This is a genomic window from Streptomyces olivochromogenes, from assembly GCF_021538895.1.
Lineage (GTDB): Bacteria > Actinomycetota > Actinomycetes > Streptomycetales > Streptomycetaceae > Streptomyces > Streptomyces olivochromogenes_A.
The window spans coordinates 66,620-82,975 of the sequence record NZ_JADDRL010000007.1 but is presented as its reverse complement, the minus strand read 5'-3'; the positions used below and the strand labels follow the sequence as shown (position 1 = coordinate 82,975).

At 68.2% G+C, this 16,356-nt stretch carries 15 protein-coding genes; 2 read left to right on the top strand and 13 right to left on the bottom strand.

Annotated elements, in window-relative coordinates:
* Positions 1–138: 138 nt before the first annotated feature.
* Positions 139–732, bottom strand: coding sequence for a CGNR zinc finger domain-containing protein (locus IPZ69_RS05355; RefSeq protein WP_235452684.1), 594 nt, complete (start codon positions 730–732; stop codon positions 139–141).
* A gap of 184 nt (positions 733–916) precedes the next feature.
* On the opposite strand from IPZ69_RS05355, the gene IPZ69_RS05350 reads away from it, so the two are divergent.
* Positions 917–1,462, top strand: a complete 546-nt coding sequence (locus tag IPZ69_RS05350) for an anthrone oxygenase family protein (RefSeq protein ID WP_374292838.1) — start codon at positions 917–919, stop codon at positions 1,460–1,462.
* Between the two features lie 199 nt (positions 1,463–1,661).
* Here the strand turns inward: IPZ69_RS05350 and IPZ69_RS05345 are convergent, their stop codons facing one another.
* The 3 genes from IPZ69_RS05345 to IPZ69_RS05335 all read right to left on the bottom strand — a co-directional run bounded on the left by IPZ69_RS05345 (position 1,662) and on the right by IPZ69_RS05335 (position 5,374).
* Positions 1,662–2,813 (bottom strand): uroporphyrinogen-III synthase, encoded by a 1,152-nt coding sequence (locus IPZ69_RS05345; protein WP_235452679.1) that lies wholly within the window; start codon positions 2,811–2,813, stop codon positions 1,662–1,664.
* Between the two features lie 117 nt (positions 2,814–2,930).
* Positions 2,931–4,313, bottom strand: a complete 1,383-nt coding sequence (locus tag IPZ69_RS05340) for a nitrate/nitrite transporter (protein ID WP_235452677.1) — start codon at positions 4,311–4,313, stop codon at positions 2,931–2,933.
* Positions 4,314–4,525: 212 nt separating this feature from the next.
* The gene (locus tag IPZ69_RS05335) at positions 4,526–5,374 is read right to left on the bottom strand and encodes a hypothetical protein (protein ID WP_268834240.1); all 849 of its coding nucleotides are present in this window, start codon (positions 5,372–5,374) and stop codon (positions 4,526–4,528) included.
* Between the two features lie 190 nt (positions 5,375–5,564).
* Between IPZ69_RS05335 and IPZ69_RS05330 the strand changes: the two genes are divergently transcribed.
* Complete coding sequence (locus tag IPZ69_RS05330) at positions 5,565–6,200, top strand: hypothetical protein (RefSeq protein ID WP_235452671.1); 636 nt, start codon at positions 5,565–5,567, stop codon at positions 6,198–6,200.
* A 61-nt stretch (positions 6,201–6,261) separates the two neighbouring features.
* On the opposite strand, the gene IPZ69_RS05325 is transcribed toward IPZ69_RS05330, so the two are convergent.
* The 9 genes from IPZ69_RS05325 to IPZ69_RS05285 all read right to left on the bottom strand — a co-directional run bounded on the left by IPZ69_RS05325 (position 6,262) and on the right by IPZ69_RS05285 (position 16,282).
* Positions 6,262–6,954, bottom strand: a complete 693-nt coding sequence (locus IPZ69_RS05325) for a hypothetical protein (RefSeq protein ID WP_235452669.1) — start codon at positions 6,952–6,954, stop codon at positions 6,262–6,264.
* A 678-nt stretch (positions 6,955–7,632) separates the two neighbouring features.
* On the bottom strand, positions 7,633–8,979 hold the full coding sequence (locus IPZ69_RS05320) for a hypothetical protein (protein WP_235452667.1): 1,347 nt from the start codon (positions 8,977–8,979) through the stop codon (positions 7,633–7,635).
* Positions 8,976–9,299, bottom strand: coding sequence for a hypothetical protein (locus IPZ69_RS05315; RefSeq protein WP_235452664.1), 324 nt, complete (start codon positions 9,297–9,299; stop codon positions 8,976–8,978). Before IPZ69_RS05315 ends, IPZ69_RS05320 begins: the two co-directional genes overlap by 4 nt.
* Positions 9,300–9,354: 55 nt before the next feature.
* Complete coding sequence (locus IPZ69_RS05310) at positions 9,355–9,534, bottom strand: hypothetical protein (RefSeq protein ID WP_308407426.1); 180 nt, start codon at positions 9,532–9,534, stop codon at positions 9,355–9,357.
* A gap of 43 nt (positions 9,535–9,577) precedes the next feature.
* Positions 9,578–10,240, bottom strand: a complete 663-nt coding sequence (locus tag IPZ69_RS05305) for a hypothetical protein (protein ID WP_235452660.1) — start codon at positions 10,238–10,240, stop codon at positions 9,578–9,580.
* Between the two features lie 257 nt (positions 10,241–10,497).
* Positions 10,498–11,754, bottom strand: a complete 1,257-nt coding sequence (locus IPZ69_RS05300; RefSeq protein WP_235452659.1) for an acyltransferase family protein — start codon at positions 11,752–11,754, stop codon at positions 10,498–10,500.
* Positions 11,751–13,952, bottom strand: coding sequence for a glycosyltransferase (locus IPZ69_RS05295; RefSeq protein ID WP_235452657.1), 2,202 nt, complete (start codon positions 13,950–13,952; stop codon positions 11,751–11,753). Before IPZ69_RS05295 ends, IPZ69_RS05300 begins: the two co-directional genes overlap by 4 nt.
* Complete coding sequence (locus IPZ69_RS05290; protein WP_235452655.1) at positions 13,952–14,803, bottom strand: hypothetical protein; 852 nt, start codon at positions 14,801–14,803, stop codon at positions 13,952–13,954. Before IPZ69_RS05290 ends, IPZ69_RS05295 begins: the two co-directional genes overlap by 1 nt.
* Before the next feature lie 507 nt (positions 14,804–15,310).
* Positions 15,311–16,282 (bottom strand): LysR family transcriptional regulator, encoded by a 972-nt coding sequence (locus IPZ69_RS05285; RefSeq protein WP_235452653.1) that lies wholly within the window; start codon positions 16,280–16,282, stop codon positions 15,311–15,313.
* Positions 16,283–16,356 lie beyond the last annotated feature (74 nt).

Genomic DNA, 16,356 nt, shown 5'->3' with positions numbered 1-16,356 from the left:
TGGTGATTCCGGGTCGGGTCCTCTTTCAGGCCCTATTTCGGACTCTGTTTCGTTCCCTTTCCGGGTTCCGTTCCGGCACTCGGCCGGGGTCCCGGTCGGGGTCCCGGTTCGCGTCCACGGCCGTGCCGGACCATCGGCTCACGCCCGCGCGAGAGCCGCCCGCCGCCGATGACGAGCCACCCGTTCGCGGTTGCCGCAGACCTCACTGGAGCACCAGCGCCGCCGGCGCCCCCGGGACGTGTCCAGGTACACGATGGGGCAGTTGTCCCCTTCGCACTCCCGCACGGCCGCCCAGGTCACCGGGTCGGTGAGCAGCTCGACGGTGTCCCGGGCGACGGCCCCGAGCAGCGCCGCGCACTCCGGCGGACCGTCCAACTCACGTACGAGCGTGCCGTCGTCGCCGCGCACGGCACGCGGGGCCGGCGGCGCGGTGCGGGCGATCTCGTTGACGCGGGCGAGCGCGAGGTCGTACGACCGCCCGTCCGCCGCGAGCTCGTTGTGCACCAACTGTCCGATCTGCCCCCGCAATTCGCGGAAGGCCACGAGCCAGGACGCGTCGGCGTGCGCCAGCGGGGTGCCCGCCGGGACCAGACCGGAGCCCACGATCCAGGCACGCAACGGCTCGACCGAGTCCAGCCGTTCCTCCGGATGGGTCGTCGTGAGGAGGTCCAGGCAGATCCGCCCGGCGTCGAACCGCAGCTCGTAGGGGGCCGTGGCCGTACCCAGTGCCATGTGCCTGTCACCGCCTAGGGGTCACCCGGGTCAGGAACCGTTTCCCTCTCTCACAGTGCCTGCCCGCACCCGCCTCCGGAACCCCTCGTACCGGCGTGGACGCACACGTATGCGGGTGCGCGCCTCGGCCATGTCCAGGACGCGATCACGTCGGTTGACTGGAGACATGACGAAGGACATGACACTGACACGGAACAGCACGACGGGACGCCGGACGACCGCGGGTCCGGTACTGGGCGCGGCCACGGTGGCCATGGGCCTGATCGCCGGGGTCTTCTACATCTTCGCCTGCGCGGTGATGCCCGCCCTGCACCGCAGCGGGGACCGGGTCTTCATCGAGGCCATGCAGAACATCAACGACGTGATCCAGAACCCGGTGTTCTTCCTCAGCTTCATGGGCGCGCTGCTGCTGACGGCGGTGTCGGCGTGGCAGCTGCGCGGCACGGCGGGCGGCCGCTGGGTGTGGGCGGCACTCGCGGCGTACGTCCTGGTCTTCCTGATCACGATCGCCTTCAACATCCCGCTCAACAACGACCTGGCCGACGCGGGGAACCCGGCGAAGATCGCCGACCCGGCCGCGGTGCGCGACCACTTCGAGAACACGTGGGTGGCCTGGAACGTCGCACGGGCGGTGCTGTCGACGGTGGCGCTGGGGTGCTTGGGCAGGGCGCTGGTCCTGTACGGCCGCGACTCGGCGGCGGCCGGCACCGTCAGTCTGTCCGGCGCGTGAGGACGGGGCCGCTCAGGCCGAGGCTGTGCCGCTGCTCCAGTGCGGCCACTCCTCGGCACCGGCCCACATCATCAGCCCGTCTGGGGGTACCCCCTGCTCGTAGAGCTTGGGGGAGATTGAGGACGAGGCCGTTCAGACCGAAGCGGGGGTCTGGGGGCGGCAGCCCCCAGGGACGGTCACACCAGTACCGGGTGCCTGATCACGCGTCGGAATACTTCGCGTCCGCCGCCGGATCCAGAGCCAACCGGTACCCCCGCTTGACCACCGTCTGGATCAGCCGCGGAGCCCCAAGCGCGGTACGCAGCCGAGCCATCGCCGTCTCCACCGCGTGCTCGTCCCGCCCCGCCCCCGGCAACGCCCGCAGCAGCTCGGACCGGGCCACCACCCACCCCGGCCGCCGCGACAGCGCCCGCAGCAGGGACATCCCGGCCGGCGGCACCGGCTTCAGGGCACCGTCCACCAGCACCGCATGGCCCCGGATCTCCACCCGGTGCCCGGCGATCGGCAACACCCGAGTCCGTCCCGGCAGTTCCTTGCACAGCAGCTGGACGAGCGGCCCGAGCCGGAACCGCTCGGGCTGCACCGTGTCGACGCCCCGCGCCTGCAGCGGCAGCGCGGTGACCGGCCCGACGCAGGCCGGCAGCACATCGTGCTGGAGGGCGACCAGCAGCTCTCCCAGCAGCCCCCGCTCCTCGGCCCGGGAGAGAAGGGACGCGGCGGCCGGTGCGCTGGTGAAGGTGAGCGCGTCCAGTCCGCGCGAGACGGTCGCGTCCAGCAGCCGGTCGACGGGGCCGATGTCCTCGGGCGGCATCCACCGGTAGACGGGCACCAGCACCACCTCCGCTCCCCCGGCCCGCAGCGCCTCCACGAACCCGGGCAGCGGCTCGCCGTGCAGCTGTACGGCGATGCGGCGCCCGTCGATCCCCTCCTCCAGGAGCCGGTCGAGCACCTCCGCCATGGACTCGCTCGACGGCGACCACTCCTCCGTGAGCCCGGCGGCCCGGACCGCTCCCTTGACCTTGGGCCCGCGCGCCAGCAGCTCCACCCCGCGCAGCCGCCTGAGCAGCTGCTCGCCGAACCCCCAGCCGTCCGCGGCCTCGATCCAGCCGCGGAAGCCGATGGCGGTGGTGGCGACCACGACGTCCGGGGCCTGGTCGATGATCTCCTTGGTGGCGGCGAGGAGTTCGCCGTCGTCGGCGAGCGGCACGATGCGCAGGGCGGGCGCGTGCAGGACGACGGCACCCCGCCGCTGGAGCAGCACGCCCAGTTCGTCGGCCCGGCGCGCGGCCGTCACGCCCACGGTGAACCCTGCGAGGGGTCCGTGTTCCGTTGACTGGTCTTCGTCGTACATGGCTGTCGTCCCGCGGTCGAGTCGGCGTCCTGGCTGCGGATGTGCCACCTGGATGACGAACGAGCCTGTCAACGGCGCGTGACAGGCTCGGTTCGACTTGATGTCACCGGTGTTACGTCACACCTCGGCGTAGCTGAGCTGCGGCTTCGCCTCGGAGGCAGTCTCGGTCCGAGCCTGTACGGCCGGGCGGCGAAGGTATACGGCCCAGGTGACCGCGAAGCAGACGCCGTAGAAGGCCAGGAAGGCGACGAACGCCCCGGTGCCGGTGCCGTAGGAGAGGAAGGACTGCCGGAAGGCGAGGTTGATACCGACGCCGCCGAGCGCTCCGACGGCCCCGATGAGCCCCATGGAGGCCCCGGACAGGCGCCGCCCGTAGCGCGCGGCCTCCTCTCCTTCAAGCCCCTTGGCCAGTGCCTTCGCCTGGAAGATGCCGGGGATCATCTTGTACGTCGACCCGTTGCCGAGCCCGCTGAGCACGAACAGGACGACGAAGACCGAGACGAACAGCGGCAGCGACTTCTCCATGCTGGCGAAGATGAGGACGGCGGTCGCGGCCGCCATGCCGAGGTAGTTGTACAGGGTGATCCGCGCGCCGCCGTACCGGTCGGCGAGCAGGCCGCCGACGGGCCGGATGAGCGAGCCCAGCAGCGGGCCGATGAAGGTGAGGTACGCGGCCTGCAGCGGGGTCCGCCCGAACTGGTTGGTCAGCACTTGCCCGAAGGCGAAGCTGTATCCGATGAACGACCCGAACGTCCCGATGTAGAGGAAGGACATGATCCAGGTGTGGGCGTCCTTCGCGGCGTCCTTGGCCGCGCCGGTGTCGTTCTTCACGGACGCGAGGTTGTCCATGAAGAGGGCGGCGAGGACGGCGGCGACCACGATCAGCGGGACGTAGATCCCGAGCAGCAGGCGCGGCCCGCCGCTCGCCCCGATGATCGCGAGGGCGACCAGCTGGATGACGGGCACGCCGATGTTGCCGCCGCCGGCGTTCATCCCGAGCGCCCACCCCTTCTTCCGCAGCGGGAAGAAGGCGTTGATGTTGGTCATGGAGGAGGCGAAGTTGCCGCCGCCGATCCCCGCGAGCAGCCCGACGAGGAGGAAGGTGCCGAAGGACGTCCCCGGCTCCATCACGGTGTACGCGGCGACGGTCGGCACGAGGAGCAGCGCGGCCGAGACGATCGTCCAGTTCCGCCCGCCGAAGACCGCGACGGCGAAGGTGTACGGGACGCGGACGACGGCGCCGACCAGCGTGACCATCGACGTCAGCAGGAACTTGTCGGCCGGCGTCAGCCCGTACTCCGGCCCCATGAAGAGGACGAGCACGGACCACATGGTCCAGATCGAGAACCCGATGTGCTCGGAGAGGACGGAGAAGAGGAGGTTACGGCGGGCGACCTTCTCCCCGGACGCCCTCCAGAACGCCTCGTCCTCGGGATCCCAGTGCTCGATCCAGCGGCCTGACCGGCCGCTCCGGGCGGGGGCAGTACTCGGGGCTGTCATGACGCCTCCACGGTTCAGGGTGCTCTGGCGCTCGGGTGGTTCGGGGCGATGAGCGGTGATGAGTCCCGAAGGTAGGGAGGGCGCGTTTCCTGACTGTGCCTGTGAGTGACCGGAAGGGAACGTTGCTCTCACTCGGCCGGGGGGCCGACGGTGAGGCCGATTCCGCGCGCGAAGACGTTGGGCTAGGGCTAGGGCTAGGGCTAGGGCTAGGGCTAGGGCTGAGCTTGCCCGTAACCACCGCCGTAGGGCCCACCCCCGTACGACCCACCGCCGTACGGCCCACTGCCGTAGGGCCCGGAGCCGCCGTACGAAGGATCGCCATACGGACCACTGCCATACGGCCCCGCCGGCCACCCCTGCTGCTGCCCGGGCACCTGGCCCGGATGCGGCATGGGCACATGAGACTGATGAGGTGGATGGGGCTGCTGAGGTTGCTGAGGTTGCTGATAAGGCGGATGAGACAGCTGAGCCGGGCGAGATAGCTGAGCCGGGTGAGGCAGATGGGGCAGATAACGCACCCGCCCACTGGCATCGGTCACCGGAACGAAGCCGGCGGCCTGAAGCCGTCCGGCGAACTTGGCATTGCGACGCCGAGTCACCAGGACCCCGATCCCCATGATGCTCATGAAGATGACCCAAGCGCCCCCGGCGACGGCGAAGTCGAAGGCACCGCCGCCCTTCCGGACGGTGTAGAGCAGCAGGCCGACGGTGATACCGCCGGCGCCGTACAGGACCCGCTTCTCGGCGTTCTTGCCGGTGAGGTCGAACTGGATGCGGGCCTTGAGGAGTTCGAGCGCGTCGGGCACGACGGGCGGCAGGGAGACCCCGTCCCCGGCGTTGGGATACTGCGCCCGGTTCTGCGCGGCACGCGCCTGGGCCTGCGGGCTGTGATCGGGCACGACGACCATCTTCAGCACGTTGTTGCGCGACCCGCTGTACCCCGCGTCGGCGTACTCGTACCCGAACTGCTGGGCGATGAAGGCGAGTCGGGCGAGCTTCTTCACAGACCCCATTGAATGGGTGAGCTCGACGGGCCCCCCGCCGGCCATCAACTGCAGCATCTTCCGCACTTGTCGCTTACTCACCGCACGGCCCCCGCTCCCACTGCCGCTCCACCCCACGACTTCACGCTGTTCACTTACGCAACTCGGGCAGTGTTCCACGACCAAGAGGCGCCACGTCCAAAGGGGGACACCGATTGACGCAACCTTGGCAGAGCTTTGAGCAAGCCACGCCCGCCAGAATGCCCGCATGGGAACAGACATCCACGGCTGGATCGAGTGCCGCACGTGGGGCTCGGACCTGGAACCGGGAGAAACGGCGTGGCAGCCGGCCATCACCCTGTCGATGCTGGGAATGCCGAGGGACTACGAAGCCTTCGCCTGCCTCTTCGGCGTCCGGGACTTCAGCGGTCTCTGGCGCCCGATCGCGGCGAATCGCGGCCTCCCACCCGACACATCGCAAACGATCCGCACCGAACTGGAGTCATGGGGCGATGCGGCGTTCGGCACCACATGGCTCGACTGGCCGGAGGTCGAGTCCATCGACTGGACCGAACCGGCCGTCCCCCGCACGACCCGCATAGCCCAGTACCGCCGCCACGAGGACGGCACCCTGCACCTGATCCACCCCTCGATCTGGACCAGAGCCTTCGCCCGAGCCACCGGCATCAACACCCTGACACTGGGCCCCACCGACATAGCCGACCTCCACCCCGAAGGCACCGAGTGGCAATCAGGCACCACCCTCTACCGAGCGGAACGAGACCGCCGCCAAGACGCAGTCCCCAAAGACGGCCCCTGGCAACCGGTATGGACGGTCATGAAAACCCTCGCCACCATCCATGGGTCCGAGAGCGTCCGCTTGGTGGCTTGGTTCGACGAGTAACCACTGCAAGCGCCCCGCCCCGAACGTAGCCCACACCACCCAATCCACCCGATCGATTCTCCTATCCAGCCAGTGGATTTTCGAAGCTAACCATCTCTGCGATCTGCCGGAGGATATTGCGGTACTGCTCTCGCCGATGCGTAGCGGTCGTATTCAGCATAAGGATCGCCATGCGCTTGCCATCGGGATGCGGAAGGTAGGCATGCACCTGGAGCAAGGGATCTTGCGGAACGTCGGATCCAGCGGCCGGCGTGCGGACTGTCTCACTGATCGTTGCTGGCCCGGAGGGCAAGTCCAAGTACTCGATGTGCACGTGCCTTTCGCCGGACGCCACAGCGCGTACCGCGCTCATGGCTCGCGGGGACCAGGCGATCTGCCGCCAAGAGACGGTGAGCATGGAGAACAACGTCCGCCCGTCCCCCGCCTCAGCATCGTCTCGGTGCAGCCCGAGAGAGCAATGGACAGCGTCAACCTCGTTCAAGGCCAAGAGTAGTTGTTGAGCATTGGCGAGTTGCCCGATGAATTGCTGGCGCGCGACACCATACGGCACCGCCTGCACCATCGGTGCGAGCGCGTCACGCAGGGCATCGGCTTCGATTGAGTCAGGGGCGGCAAGAAACGCACCCAGGGGCAACTCAATGAAACTTGCAGGAACGGCGAACCAGATACTGGCATGCGGATCCCTGACAGAGTCGTCCAGGACGAAGGGAGTCAACGTCATGAGTCCGTTTCCAAATTGCAGATCAGCGGGCATCGGGACGGATGCCGACGCGTCGCCCCCGTTCGATGTCGTCCGCGGTCACTCCCCAGTCAGCGAGGGTCCGGGGCCCGCCTGCTGACCCCATCTGCTGGTGGAGAATGCGCATCCGGCGCGGCGCGACACCGCTGGCAGTGGGCGCCGCAATAAGACCGACGAGACGGGGGTCACCCGCAAACCACACTGTGCCAATCTGTGCTTTCAAGTCGGCATTCGCCCGTGGCGCCATACGTCGATGCCACCATCCAACCTGCCGGTGATCTGGGAAGACCATCACCAATCGCTGCTCGGAGCGGGCAGGGTTAGGAAATTCAAACCACCCGCACTGCCTGCCAACGACCTCAGCGCGCTTACTCAACCCATATGAGGCACTCTCGAAAATCACCCATGGATACTCACGCAAAATGCGCCCCGCACGCAGAGCCAGTGGGACCGAAAAGGCTTGAATCAAAGCTCGATAAAACGCATAAATCAGAAGTGGAACAAAGAGGACGGTGAATCCCGGACTCATGAATCGTACAAGGGCAGCCAGAGAGCCGACCCAAAGGGCAATCCACCCCAGGAGACCGACCAGGTTCATCACAACGTGCCTGACCCACGCCTGACGCGTGGGTGAGTGATCCCACGCCACGATACAGTCTGCCGGGTTCATACAGTCTCTCTCACCACCCAAACTTAGAACACATGGCCCGCAAGGTCGAAAATCCCACCGATATCGATAATCGATCGAACGCCGTCAACTCCGGCGGAGCTGCCCTTTACATCATCATTGTCGATCGCGTCCACCGCACCGGACACGAGTCCATACCCTGCCGTCGTAACACCTAGCGAGGCCGATGAAATCTCCACCACTCGGCCGGCCTTTACGGGATCCCTCGCCCCACGCACAACGAGATCCAGTGCCTTGTTGTCCAGATTGGAAATAGCCCGAGCTTCACTCATGGTCTTCGAACCGAGAGTGGCCACTTTCTGACCGAGCGACAACACTTCTTCACCTGCTCTGGCCGAGGTCACCGTCTCCCGGATACCCATCCCAATTGCGCCAACGCCGGGAAGGGATCCGAGGACATCTCCTCCGACACCCACCAGGTTCCCCCAGAAATCGGAGTCGAGTTCGCCATGGAATAGACCATCCACCAGTGAGGATCGGACCTCGGGATCAGAAAGCCTCATCGTGAGCGCTCCCGCGCTCAGTGCGGCCGCGGCCAGGAGCAGGACAGCCGCCGCCGTGCCACCTGAAACCACGAACAGCGCCACCAGTCCGATGACCCCCGCCGCGAAGCTGAGGATGTCGGGCAGGTTCTCGGTAATCCACTCTCCGAGGTCCTCCAACCAGCCGGGCTCATGCGGCGTCAACTTCTGCGTAGCATCACGGATCTTGCGAGCTCGCTGCTGCGCCTTATCCTCATGCTCCTCAGCAAGCTTCTTCGCCTTGCCGATGATCCTGTCAAGATCGGCCTGGGCGTTGTCCACTGCCGTGTTCGCATGAGTCAGTGTCGTCTGCGCGTCGTCATGGCCGACACCCTTCTTATGGAGGGCTGGGTCGTTCTCAGCTTTGACGGCATGGCCCTTCGCCGCGTCCAGCGCTGCACGCGCATCCTTGGCATCGTCATCCAGACGTTTGGCCCGACGCTGGAAGTCGTCGAGTTCACCCTCCCAGCCGTCCAGTTGTTTGGCCACCTTGCGGATGGAACGCGCCGCATTCTTCAGATTCAACGGCAGAGGGCCCCCGTCCAACTGCTCGCGAAAGGCGACAGCAGCGTCTCCCTTCCAATAGCTGCCGTCCATCAGTTTGGTTACCAGGCCGTGCGTCTCCTCCAGCACCTTGGCGCAGGCAGCAAGCTTCTTGTGGAGGTCGCGGACTGTTTCGACGTCACCCGGCACCGGATTGAATCCCAAGTGAGGATGGTCGGGGTTGGGAATACGAGGCGCTGACTTGAGTCCCTGTGGCTTGTCAAAGTCCGCGCGCGACTGTGGATCAGGCGCAGCGCCCGACTGCTCGATTCCGGGTGTGTAGGTCACTCCGATCCACGCGCCTTGCCCTTGCCGCCGCGCGACCGCTTCAACGCCTCCTCCAGCGCCCTGTCGACTTCTCGGTAGCTGTCCTTGCTCAGTCCGATGATCTTTGCGAGGTCATCGGTCTGCTTGCCGATCTGCTCCGTGCCGTACTTCCAGTCATCCTGGAAGTCCTCGCAGGCGCTGTCCAAGTCGTCGGTACCGAGCCCCGTGACGGTTGCGCCTTCCAGCGCTTTGCGCAGACCCTTCAAGGAGTCACTGGACTTCTTCAGCAACTTCATGAAGTGCGCAAGCTCATCGCCGTCAACGGCAAGCCGGTCGGCCATGTACGCCTCCCCCACTCTCCCGTCCAGAAGATGTGGAACGAAGCTAACCCGCTTCCTACAGGGGTCCGAACGTGCCATCAGGCAGGTCGTCACCGTTGCCATAGCCGCCGATCCAGTGGATCGTCCAGGTGATCGTGGCTTTGAGCGGGCATGAACCGGCGTCGGACGAGCGCAGGTATTTCACTCCACCGGGTGGCGTCTCATCGGCCTTGTCCTTGGCGTACGGATCGCCCATGCAGCCACTGTCGATCTTCAGGGCATCTTCCTCTGGCCGGTGCTCAGGGCTGGCACTTGGAATTCCCCCTTACTGCCATGAGCTTCTGGATCACCCAGACACCCTTGTCGTTCTTGTACAGCTGGCTGCTGTAGAGGACATAGCTGTTCTTGGTGACGGGGGTCTTGTCGACCTTCTTCGTCTCCAGATAGAGGTCGTACGCCTTGCCTTGGTCCTCGCAGTAGACGAGCGACGCGTTGCCGGAACCGCTGATGTTCACCACCGGCTCGTAGTAGCGGTAAGCGCCCGTCGTACGGGCCTTCGCCTTGACGTATGCCTTGATGAACTGCTGCGTCTGGGCTGCTGCTCCGCCCTCGTAGTAAAACCGGTACGCCTTGTCCAGCGGATCCTGGTTCAGGATCGCCAGGTCCACCGCCTTGATCGACTGCTCGCTGTCCGACAGGACCGCGTCCTTGTCCTTGTTGCCGGTCTTGGGCCAGTCGAAGGTGTAGGACAGGTCGGCGGGCATCTCGATCTTCGGGCGGTCAGCGGTGGATGGATCCGGAGCCGTCGGTGAAGGCGACGCCGTGTCGTCCGTGTCCGCCCCCGCAATCTTGTCCTTCGGCTTGGACGCGTCGTCGTCCCCACCCCCGCCGCAACCAGCGAGCAGAAGTGCGGACATCGCACCGGCGGCGGCTGTCGTGAGCAGGCGGGGGCGGCGGGTCACGGTGGGCTCCTGGTGGGGCTGTTGAGGGTTGAGAAGCAGCCGATACGGTATCGGGGTCCGTCCTGGCCGCACCAGAGCGAATTGCTCACCCCGCTATCGCGAATCAGGCATAGCGGGGCAGACAACAGTCAACTGGCAGGGGCTAGGCGGGCATTGGTTGCCGTCCCGTGACATTGCAACGGGGCCCGGGCGGGAGCGCGTTGGCCCGTGCAAAGCGCCGGGGTGTGCTCCGTCGAGCCCGTGCCGGTGACCGGGTGTCAGGCCTTTCGGCGGCTTCCACCCCTCCTCACCCCGTTCGGCCACAGCCGCGGGCTCCGCTTCGCCGCTATGTCCTCGATCCAGCCGAGAGCAAGGATCGTCAGGCCGATCAGGGGCCAGACCAGGAGGAACATCCAGATCATGTACGTGGAGTCGAGTGCCCCCACCGCTCGATCGCTCTGCATGAAGGGCAGGTTGTACACCTGGTCGATGATCGGGACCGTGGCCATGATGAGCATGTTGTGCCACAGGTAGATCGTCACCGCGCGGTTGTTGGAGAGGGTCACCAGTTTGTCCCAGCGACGCAGGCGGCCCGGCAACTCCCGCCACGACGGTGAGTACTGCAACAGGATGACCACGAAACCGAAGGACCAGCTCGCCTGGGCCAGCGGGATGTCGTTCAGGTCCCAGCCGTCGGGGCCCAGATGGCCCGACGCCCACCACAGGCCGAACGCCATGAGCAGCGCCGAACCGGAGACCGCGACATAGCGGGGAATGCGCGACAGCAGGCCGTCGTGGTGGGCGAAGCCCAGCACCCAGCAGCCGCCGTACACCGCGAAGTCCGTCACCGCGTTGCCCGTCTCACCTGGGATGGTGACCAGGCCCGTACCGACGATCGCCGTCAGGCCCAGCGGGGCCAGCAGCGTCGGCCACGGCGCCCTGCGGAAGGCCCACAGCAACAGCGGCGACGCGATCACGAACCACAGGTACGCGCGCAGGTACCACAGCGGCCCCGCCGCCTGCACCGCCCACGTGTCCTCCAGCAGGCCCGACTTCGAGCCGATGTGCCAGGGGAAGGGCGGCGCACCGACCGGGATCACGTAGTCGATCAGCTTCAGTACGCCCCAGATCCCGCCGTTGTCCGGGTCCTTCACCGGGTTCCAGCCACCCGCGAACATCAGCGCCAGCGCCACCGCGCTGAACGCCCACAGCGGGGGCAGCAGACGACGGATCCGGCCGCGGATCACGCTCAGCGCGGGGCGGCTCAGGGAACGCGCCATCAGAGAGCCCGCCAGCGCGAACATCACGCCCATGGAGGGGAAGAGGACCGTCAGCCACGCCCAGCCGAAGAGGTGGTAGACCACCACGCGGACCAGGGCCGTCGAGCGGAGGAGGTCCAAGTAGCGGTCCCGGCCCGATCCCCCGCCGGCCGTGACAGGGGCAGCAGCCACCTCCGGCTGCCAGCCCCCCACGCCCGCAGAACCCGCCGCGCCCCTCGAGATCGCCGCGCTCGTCGGATATCCGTGCGCCGTCATCCCACCGGCCTCCGATCCCCGCTCCCGGCCCGTGTCGGCTGGCGCGGGATCAGGCCTCCGGGGGCCTCCACGACGCCCGTACGGCGGAGTTTCTGCCAGCGCAGGCGGCCGCCGGTGAGGGCCGTGATCCAGGACTGGAGCAGGACGACGTACATGAGCTGGCGGTAGAGGATCTGCTGCAGGGGCAGCGAGACGAGGTGGGTCATGCGTTCCCGGTCCAGCCGGAAGGCGTAGGCCGCGCAGACGACCTGGATCGCCAGGACGCCCAGCCAGGCCAGGATCGTCTTCTGGGTGGGACCGAAGATCACTCCGTACAGGAGGAACACGTCGATCAGGGGGGCCAGCAGCGGGGCCACCACCATGAACAGGGAGACCAGCGGCAGGCCCACCCGGCCGAAGCGGCCCGACGGGCCCTTGTCCACGAGGGCGCGGCGGTGCTTCCAGATCGCCTGCATGGTCCCGTACGACCAGCGGTAGCGCTGGGACCACAGCTGCTGGACCGTCTCCGGCGCCTCGGTCCAGGCGCGGGCGTTCTCGGCGTAGACGACGCGCCAGCCGTCGCGGTGCATCGCCATCGTGATGTCGGTGTCCTCGGCGAGCGTGTCGTCGCTCATGCCGCCGACCCGTTCGAGGGCCGAGCGCCGGAACGCGCCCACCGCGCCAGGGATCGTCGGCATGCAGCGCAGCAGGTCGTACATACGGCGGTCGAGGTTGAAGCCCATCACGTACTCGATGTGCTGCCAGGCGCCGATCAGGGAGTCGCGGTTGCCGACCTTGGCGTTGCCGGCCACCGCGCCGACCCGCGGGTCGGCGAAGGGCTGCACCAGTTCCCCGACCGTGGCGGGTTCGAAGACCGTGTCGCCGTCCATCATCACGATCAGGTCGTGACGGGCGTTCGCCAGGCCCCGGTTGAGCGCGGCCGGCTTGCCCGCGTTCAGCTGCCGGACCACCCGTACGTTCGGCAGGCCCATCGCCTCCACGACGCGGGCCGTGCCGTCCGTCGAGCCGTCGTCGACGACGAGGATCTCGATGGGGTGCTCGCTCGCCATCAGCGAGCGGACCGTGTTCTCGATGCACTTGGCCTCGTTGTACGCGGGCACGAGGACCGAGACCGGTTCGGTGACCGGCGGGCCCCAGCTGAAGCCGCGCCGCCGCACCCGGCGGGCGTGCGCCGCCGACAGCACCAGCATCAGGACGAAGCGGCCGATGACCAGGGACCCGATCACCGCGAGGGCGACCACCAGCACTCCGGTGACGTTGTCGGAGGCCTGGACCAGGAAGATCCACGCCTTGCCCTGCCACAGGTCGAGGCCGGTCACCGGGGTGTGCGCGCTGGGCGCGTCCAGGGCCTCGGTGAGGTTGTCGAACTCGTAGCCCTGCCGCTGGAGCGTCGGCAGGAAGGTGTCGAGGGCCCGCACGGTCTGGTGCCGGTCGCCGCCGGAGTCGTGCATCAGGACGATGGCGCCCTTGCCGCCGTGCGGGGTGGCGCGGCGGATGATCTCGTCGACGCCGGGCTTCTTCCAGTCCTCGCTGTCGGTGTCGTTGACGACGGTGATGTAGCCGCGGGTGCCGATGTACTCGGTCACCGGCCAGGACTTGTCGTCCATGGCGTCGGCGAAGGAGGAGTACGGGGGCCGGAAGAGGGAGGTGCGGATCCCGGCGGCTCCGGTGATCGCGAGCTGGTTCTGGGACAGCTCCCAGTCGACGCGCTTGGTGGACTGGTAGGAGAGGTCGGGGTGGTTGAAGGTGTGCAGGCCGACCTCGTGGCCCTCGGCCACCATGCGCTTGACCAGGTCCGGGTAGCGGGAGGTCATGGTGCCGGTGACGAAGAAGACGGCGTGCGCGTGGTGCTTCTTCAGGACGTCCAGGACCTTCGGGGTCCAGGTGGGGTCGGGGCCGTCGTCGAAGGTGAGGACGAGGTGGTGCGCGGGGACGCGCAGGCTGGTCGTCCGCCCGCTGCGGGTGTCGATGACCGGGCCGCCGTCCAGGATCTTGTCCGGCACCTTGGCGGCGGAGGCCTCGGGCCGGACGCGGTGGTCGGCGAGGATCTCGCTGTGGACGTAGCCGCGCAGCATCAGCATCGCCATCAGGGCGAGGAGGACGAGCAGCGGCAGCAGCAGGCGCATGGGCAGGCGTCGGCGCGGGGAGCCGTCGAGGGCTCCGGGCGCGGAGCCGTGACGGCTGGTGCGGGATGCCATCAGAGGGTGTGCTCCCTGGACATGGGGCCGGAGGAGGCGGAGGCGCCCGGCTCCTCGGCGATGGGCGTCAGGGGGACGGCTGCCTCGGCCACCGAGCCGGTGCCCGCACCTGTTCCGGCGCCGGAGCCGTCACCGGCCGGGGACTCCGAGGGGCTGATGGAGCCCTCGGCCGGACCGCTCGGGTCGGGCGAGGCCGAGGTGGTCGGGTCCGCGGAGGGCTTGGGGTGCGTGGACGAACCGCCGCCGATGCCGCTGCCGCCCGTTCCGGCGGTGGTCTTCGTGGCCGTCGGCCGCGGCTCGGTGGTGGCTCCCGGGTCGACCGCGCCGGCGCTGATGCCGGGCGCGCTCGCGTCGGAGCCGGCCGACGGGGTCGTACCGTCGCTCAGGACCGGGCTCGCGCCGGGCGAGGCGCTGCCCCTGTCGGACGGCCGGGCCGAGTCGGTGGGCAGCGGGGCGTTGTCGACCTGGCTCGCGGGCTTGTCCTCGTTCTGGCCCGGCACGGGCAGCCAGGGCGCGTCGGAGCTGCCGGAGAGGACCGTGACGACGATGACGACGGCGTAGACCGCGCAGGCGCCGGCGATGGCCATGCCGAGCCGGCGGAAGCGGCGGCTGCGGCGGCCGGACTCGTCGACGAAGACCGGCCCGTCGGAGCCCTCCTGGCCCACCGGGCGCGCGGCACCCTCGGCCGGGCTCAGCCGGACGTCCCCGAGCTCCTGTACGTCCCCGAGTTGCTGTATGTCCCCGATCTGCACGGCGTCGAGCTGAACGGTCACTTCATGCGGGTCGTGGTTCGGCGAGCCGGCGGTGCCGTTGGCGGCGGGTTCGTCCCAGGGATCGCGGAGGGACCCCATGGGCCGGGTGGTGACCGTGGCGGACCGTCTCAGCTCGGAGGCGTTACGGCTGTCGGAGCCAAGAGGTCTGTCGGAGCCCACAGGTCTGTCGGAGCCAAAAGGTCTGGCCGAGCCAAGAGGTCTGGCCGAGCCGACAGGTCCGTCGAAGCCAAGGCGTCTGTCGAAGCCCAGGATCTCCGTCTCCGGAAGGGCTCCCTCCCCCGTCGGCCCAGGACCCCGTCCTGGCCGAAAGGCACCGGCTCCTCCGGTTTCCGGGACCGCCCGGGTGTCTCCACCCGTCACCGGCATGTCCGGGGTCCCTGATGGATCATCGGGCCATTCCGGTTGGGCGTCTTCTCGCCACTTTTTCACGCGCGCACATCCCCCCACGGGACCGTTCCGGGTGCGCTGACGACACCGAGCACCCGTCGACCGGACCAGGCCCCCACCCGGCCCGAGCGCCCCCCTTACCACACCGTGCCCGGGCCAAGAATGTATCGCACGTGAGGGACGCGCCGTCGCCGTGTCTCATTTGTGGACCGACATCACACTTTCATCGGTGTCCGGAATCCATCCCTCGGCGGGCCGGTCAAGCCACCCCTCGGCGAGGGCGATCTCGGTAGCTGCCCGTCGAAGCGCATCGAATCCGGGATGCACCAGCCCCTTTCGCCACACGAGTGACACGGGCGACAAGGGGACCGGGTCGACGAGGGGACGCTGGACGGTCCGCGGCATGGCCGGAAAGTCCACCACGGTGAGGATCGGGTTCCGGGTCTTCGCCATGATCCGCTCGAACTCCTCGCCCCCGACGGCCAGCGGAAGGGGTGACGCGACGCGTATGCCACGTCCCTCGAAGAGGCGATGGGCCAGGTCGGTCCACTCGGGGGTGCGCGGGTTCCCGGCGCCGGCGTACACGGACTCCCCGGCGAGCGCGGCCAGCGGCACCGCCTCCAGCGACGCCAGCGGATGGTCCTCGGGCAGGACGACGGCCATCGGCTCGTACCGGACGGGCTGGTGCGCGAGGCCGGCCCGCAGCGCCGGCGCCAGGCCCGCGAACCGTCCGAAGGACGCGTCGAGGCGGCCCGCGAGCAACTCGGCCGCCGCCCCGGTCAGACCGCTCTCGTAGCGGGCCATCAGCTCGCAGTCGGGGGCGAGTTCGCGGGCTCGGTACAGCACCCGGCGGCCGGTGGCCAGGCCCGGGGAGTTGAGGTCGACCAGCAGGGGCCGAGCCTGCCCGAACGCGGCGAGGAGGTCGTCCTGCGCGTCGAGCACCCGGCGGGCGTGCGGCAGCAGCCGCTCGCCGTCGGCGGTCAGCGTCACCTGCCGGGTGGTGCGGACGAACAGCTCGGCGCCCAACTCCCGCTCCAGCCGCCGCACGTCCCGGCTGAGCGCCTGCTGGGCGAGGTACATGCGGGCGGCGGCCCGGGTGAAGTGGAGCTCCTCGGCGACGGTGACGAAGGCGCGCAGGAGGCGGGGATCGAGGTGAGCGGGCGCAGGCATGCGGGCGAACTTACAACAGGAGTGCGTGAATCGGTACGGAGAAGGTGTTGGACCCCTTGATCCACTCGGGGCGA

Coding starts and splice junctions, on each gene's coding strand:
- IPZ69_RS05355 (WP_235452684.1), bottom strand. CDS start 732: ATGGCACTGGGTACGGCCACGGCCCCCTACGAGCTGCGGTTCGACGCC.
- IPZ69_RS05345 (WP_235452679.1), bottom strand. CDS start 2,813: ATGTACGACGAAGACCAGTCAACGGAACACGGACCCCTCGCAGGGTTC.
- IPZ69_RS05340 (WP_235452677.1), bottom strand. CDS start 4,313: ATGACAGCCCCGAGTACTGCCCCCGCCCGGAGCGGCCGGTCAGGCCGC.
- IPZ69_RS05335 (WP_268834240.1), bottom strand. CDS start 5,374: ATGCTGCAGTTGATGGCCGGCGGGGGGCCCGTCGAGCTCACCCATTCA.
- IPZ69_RS05330 (WP_235452671.1), top strand. CDS start 5,565: ATGGGAACAGACATCCACGGCTGGATCGAGTGCCGCACGTGGGGCTCG.
- IPZ69_RS05325 (WP_235452669.1), bottom strand. CDS start 6,954: ATGCCCGCTGATCTGCAATTTGGAAACGGACTCATGACGTTGACTCCC.
- IPZ69_RS05315 (WP_235452664.1), bottom strand. CDS start 9,299: ATGGCCGACCGGCTTGCCGTTGACGGCGATGAGCTTGCGCACTTCATG.
- IPZ69_RS05310 (WP_308407426.1), bottom strand. CDS start 9,534: ATGGGCGATCCGTACGCCAAGGACAAGGCCGATGAGACGCCACCCGGT.
- IPZ69_RS05300 (WP_235452659.1), bottom strand. CDS start 11,754: ATGACGGCGCACGGATATCCGACGAGCGCGGCGATCTCGAGGGGCGCG.
- IPZ69_RS05295 (WP_235452657.1), bottom strand. CDS start 13,952: ATGGCATCCCGCACCAGCCGTCACGGCTCCGCGCCCGGAGCCCTCGAC.
- IPZ69_RS05290 (WP_235452655.1), bottom strand. CDS start 14,803: ATGGGGTCCCTCCGCGATCCCTGGGACGAACCCGCCGCCAACGGCACC.
- IPZ69_RS05285 (WP_235452653.1), bottom strand. CDS start 16,282: ATGCCTGCGCCCGCTCACCTCGATCCCCGCCTCCTGCGCGCCTTCGTC.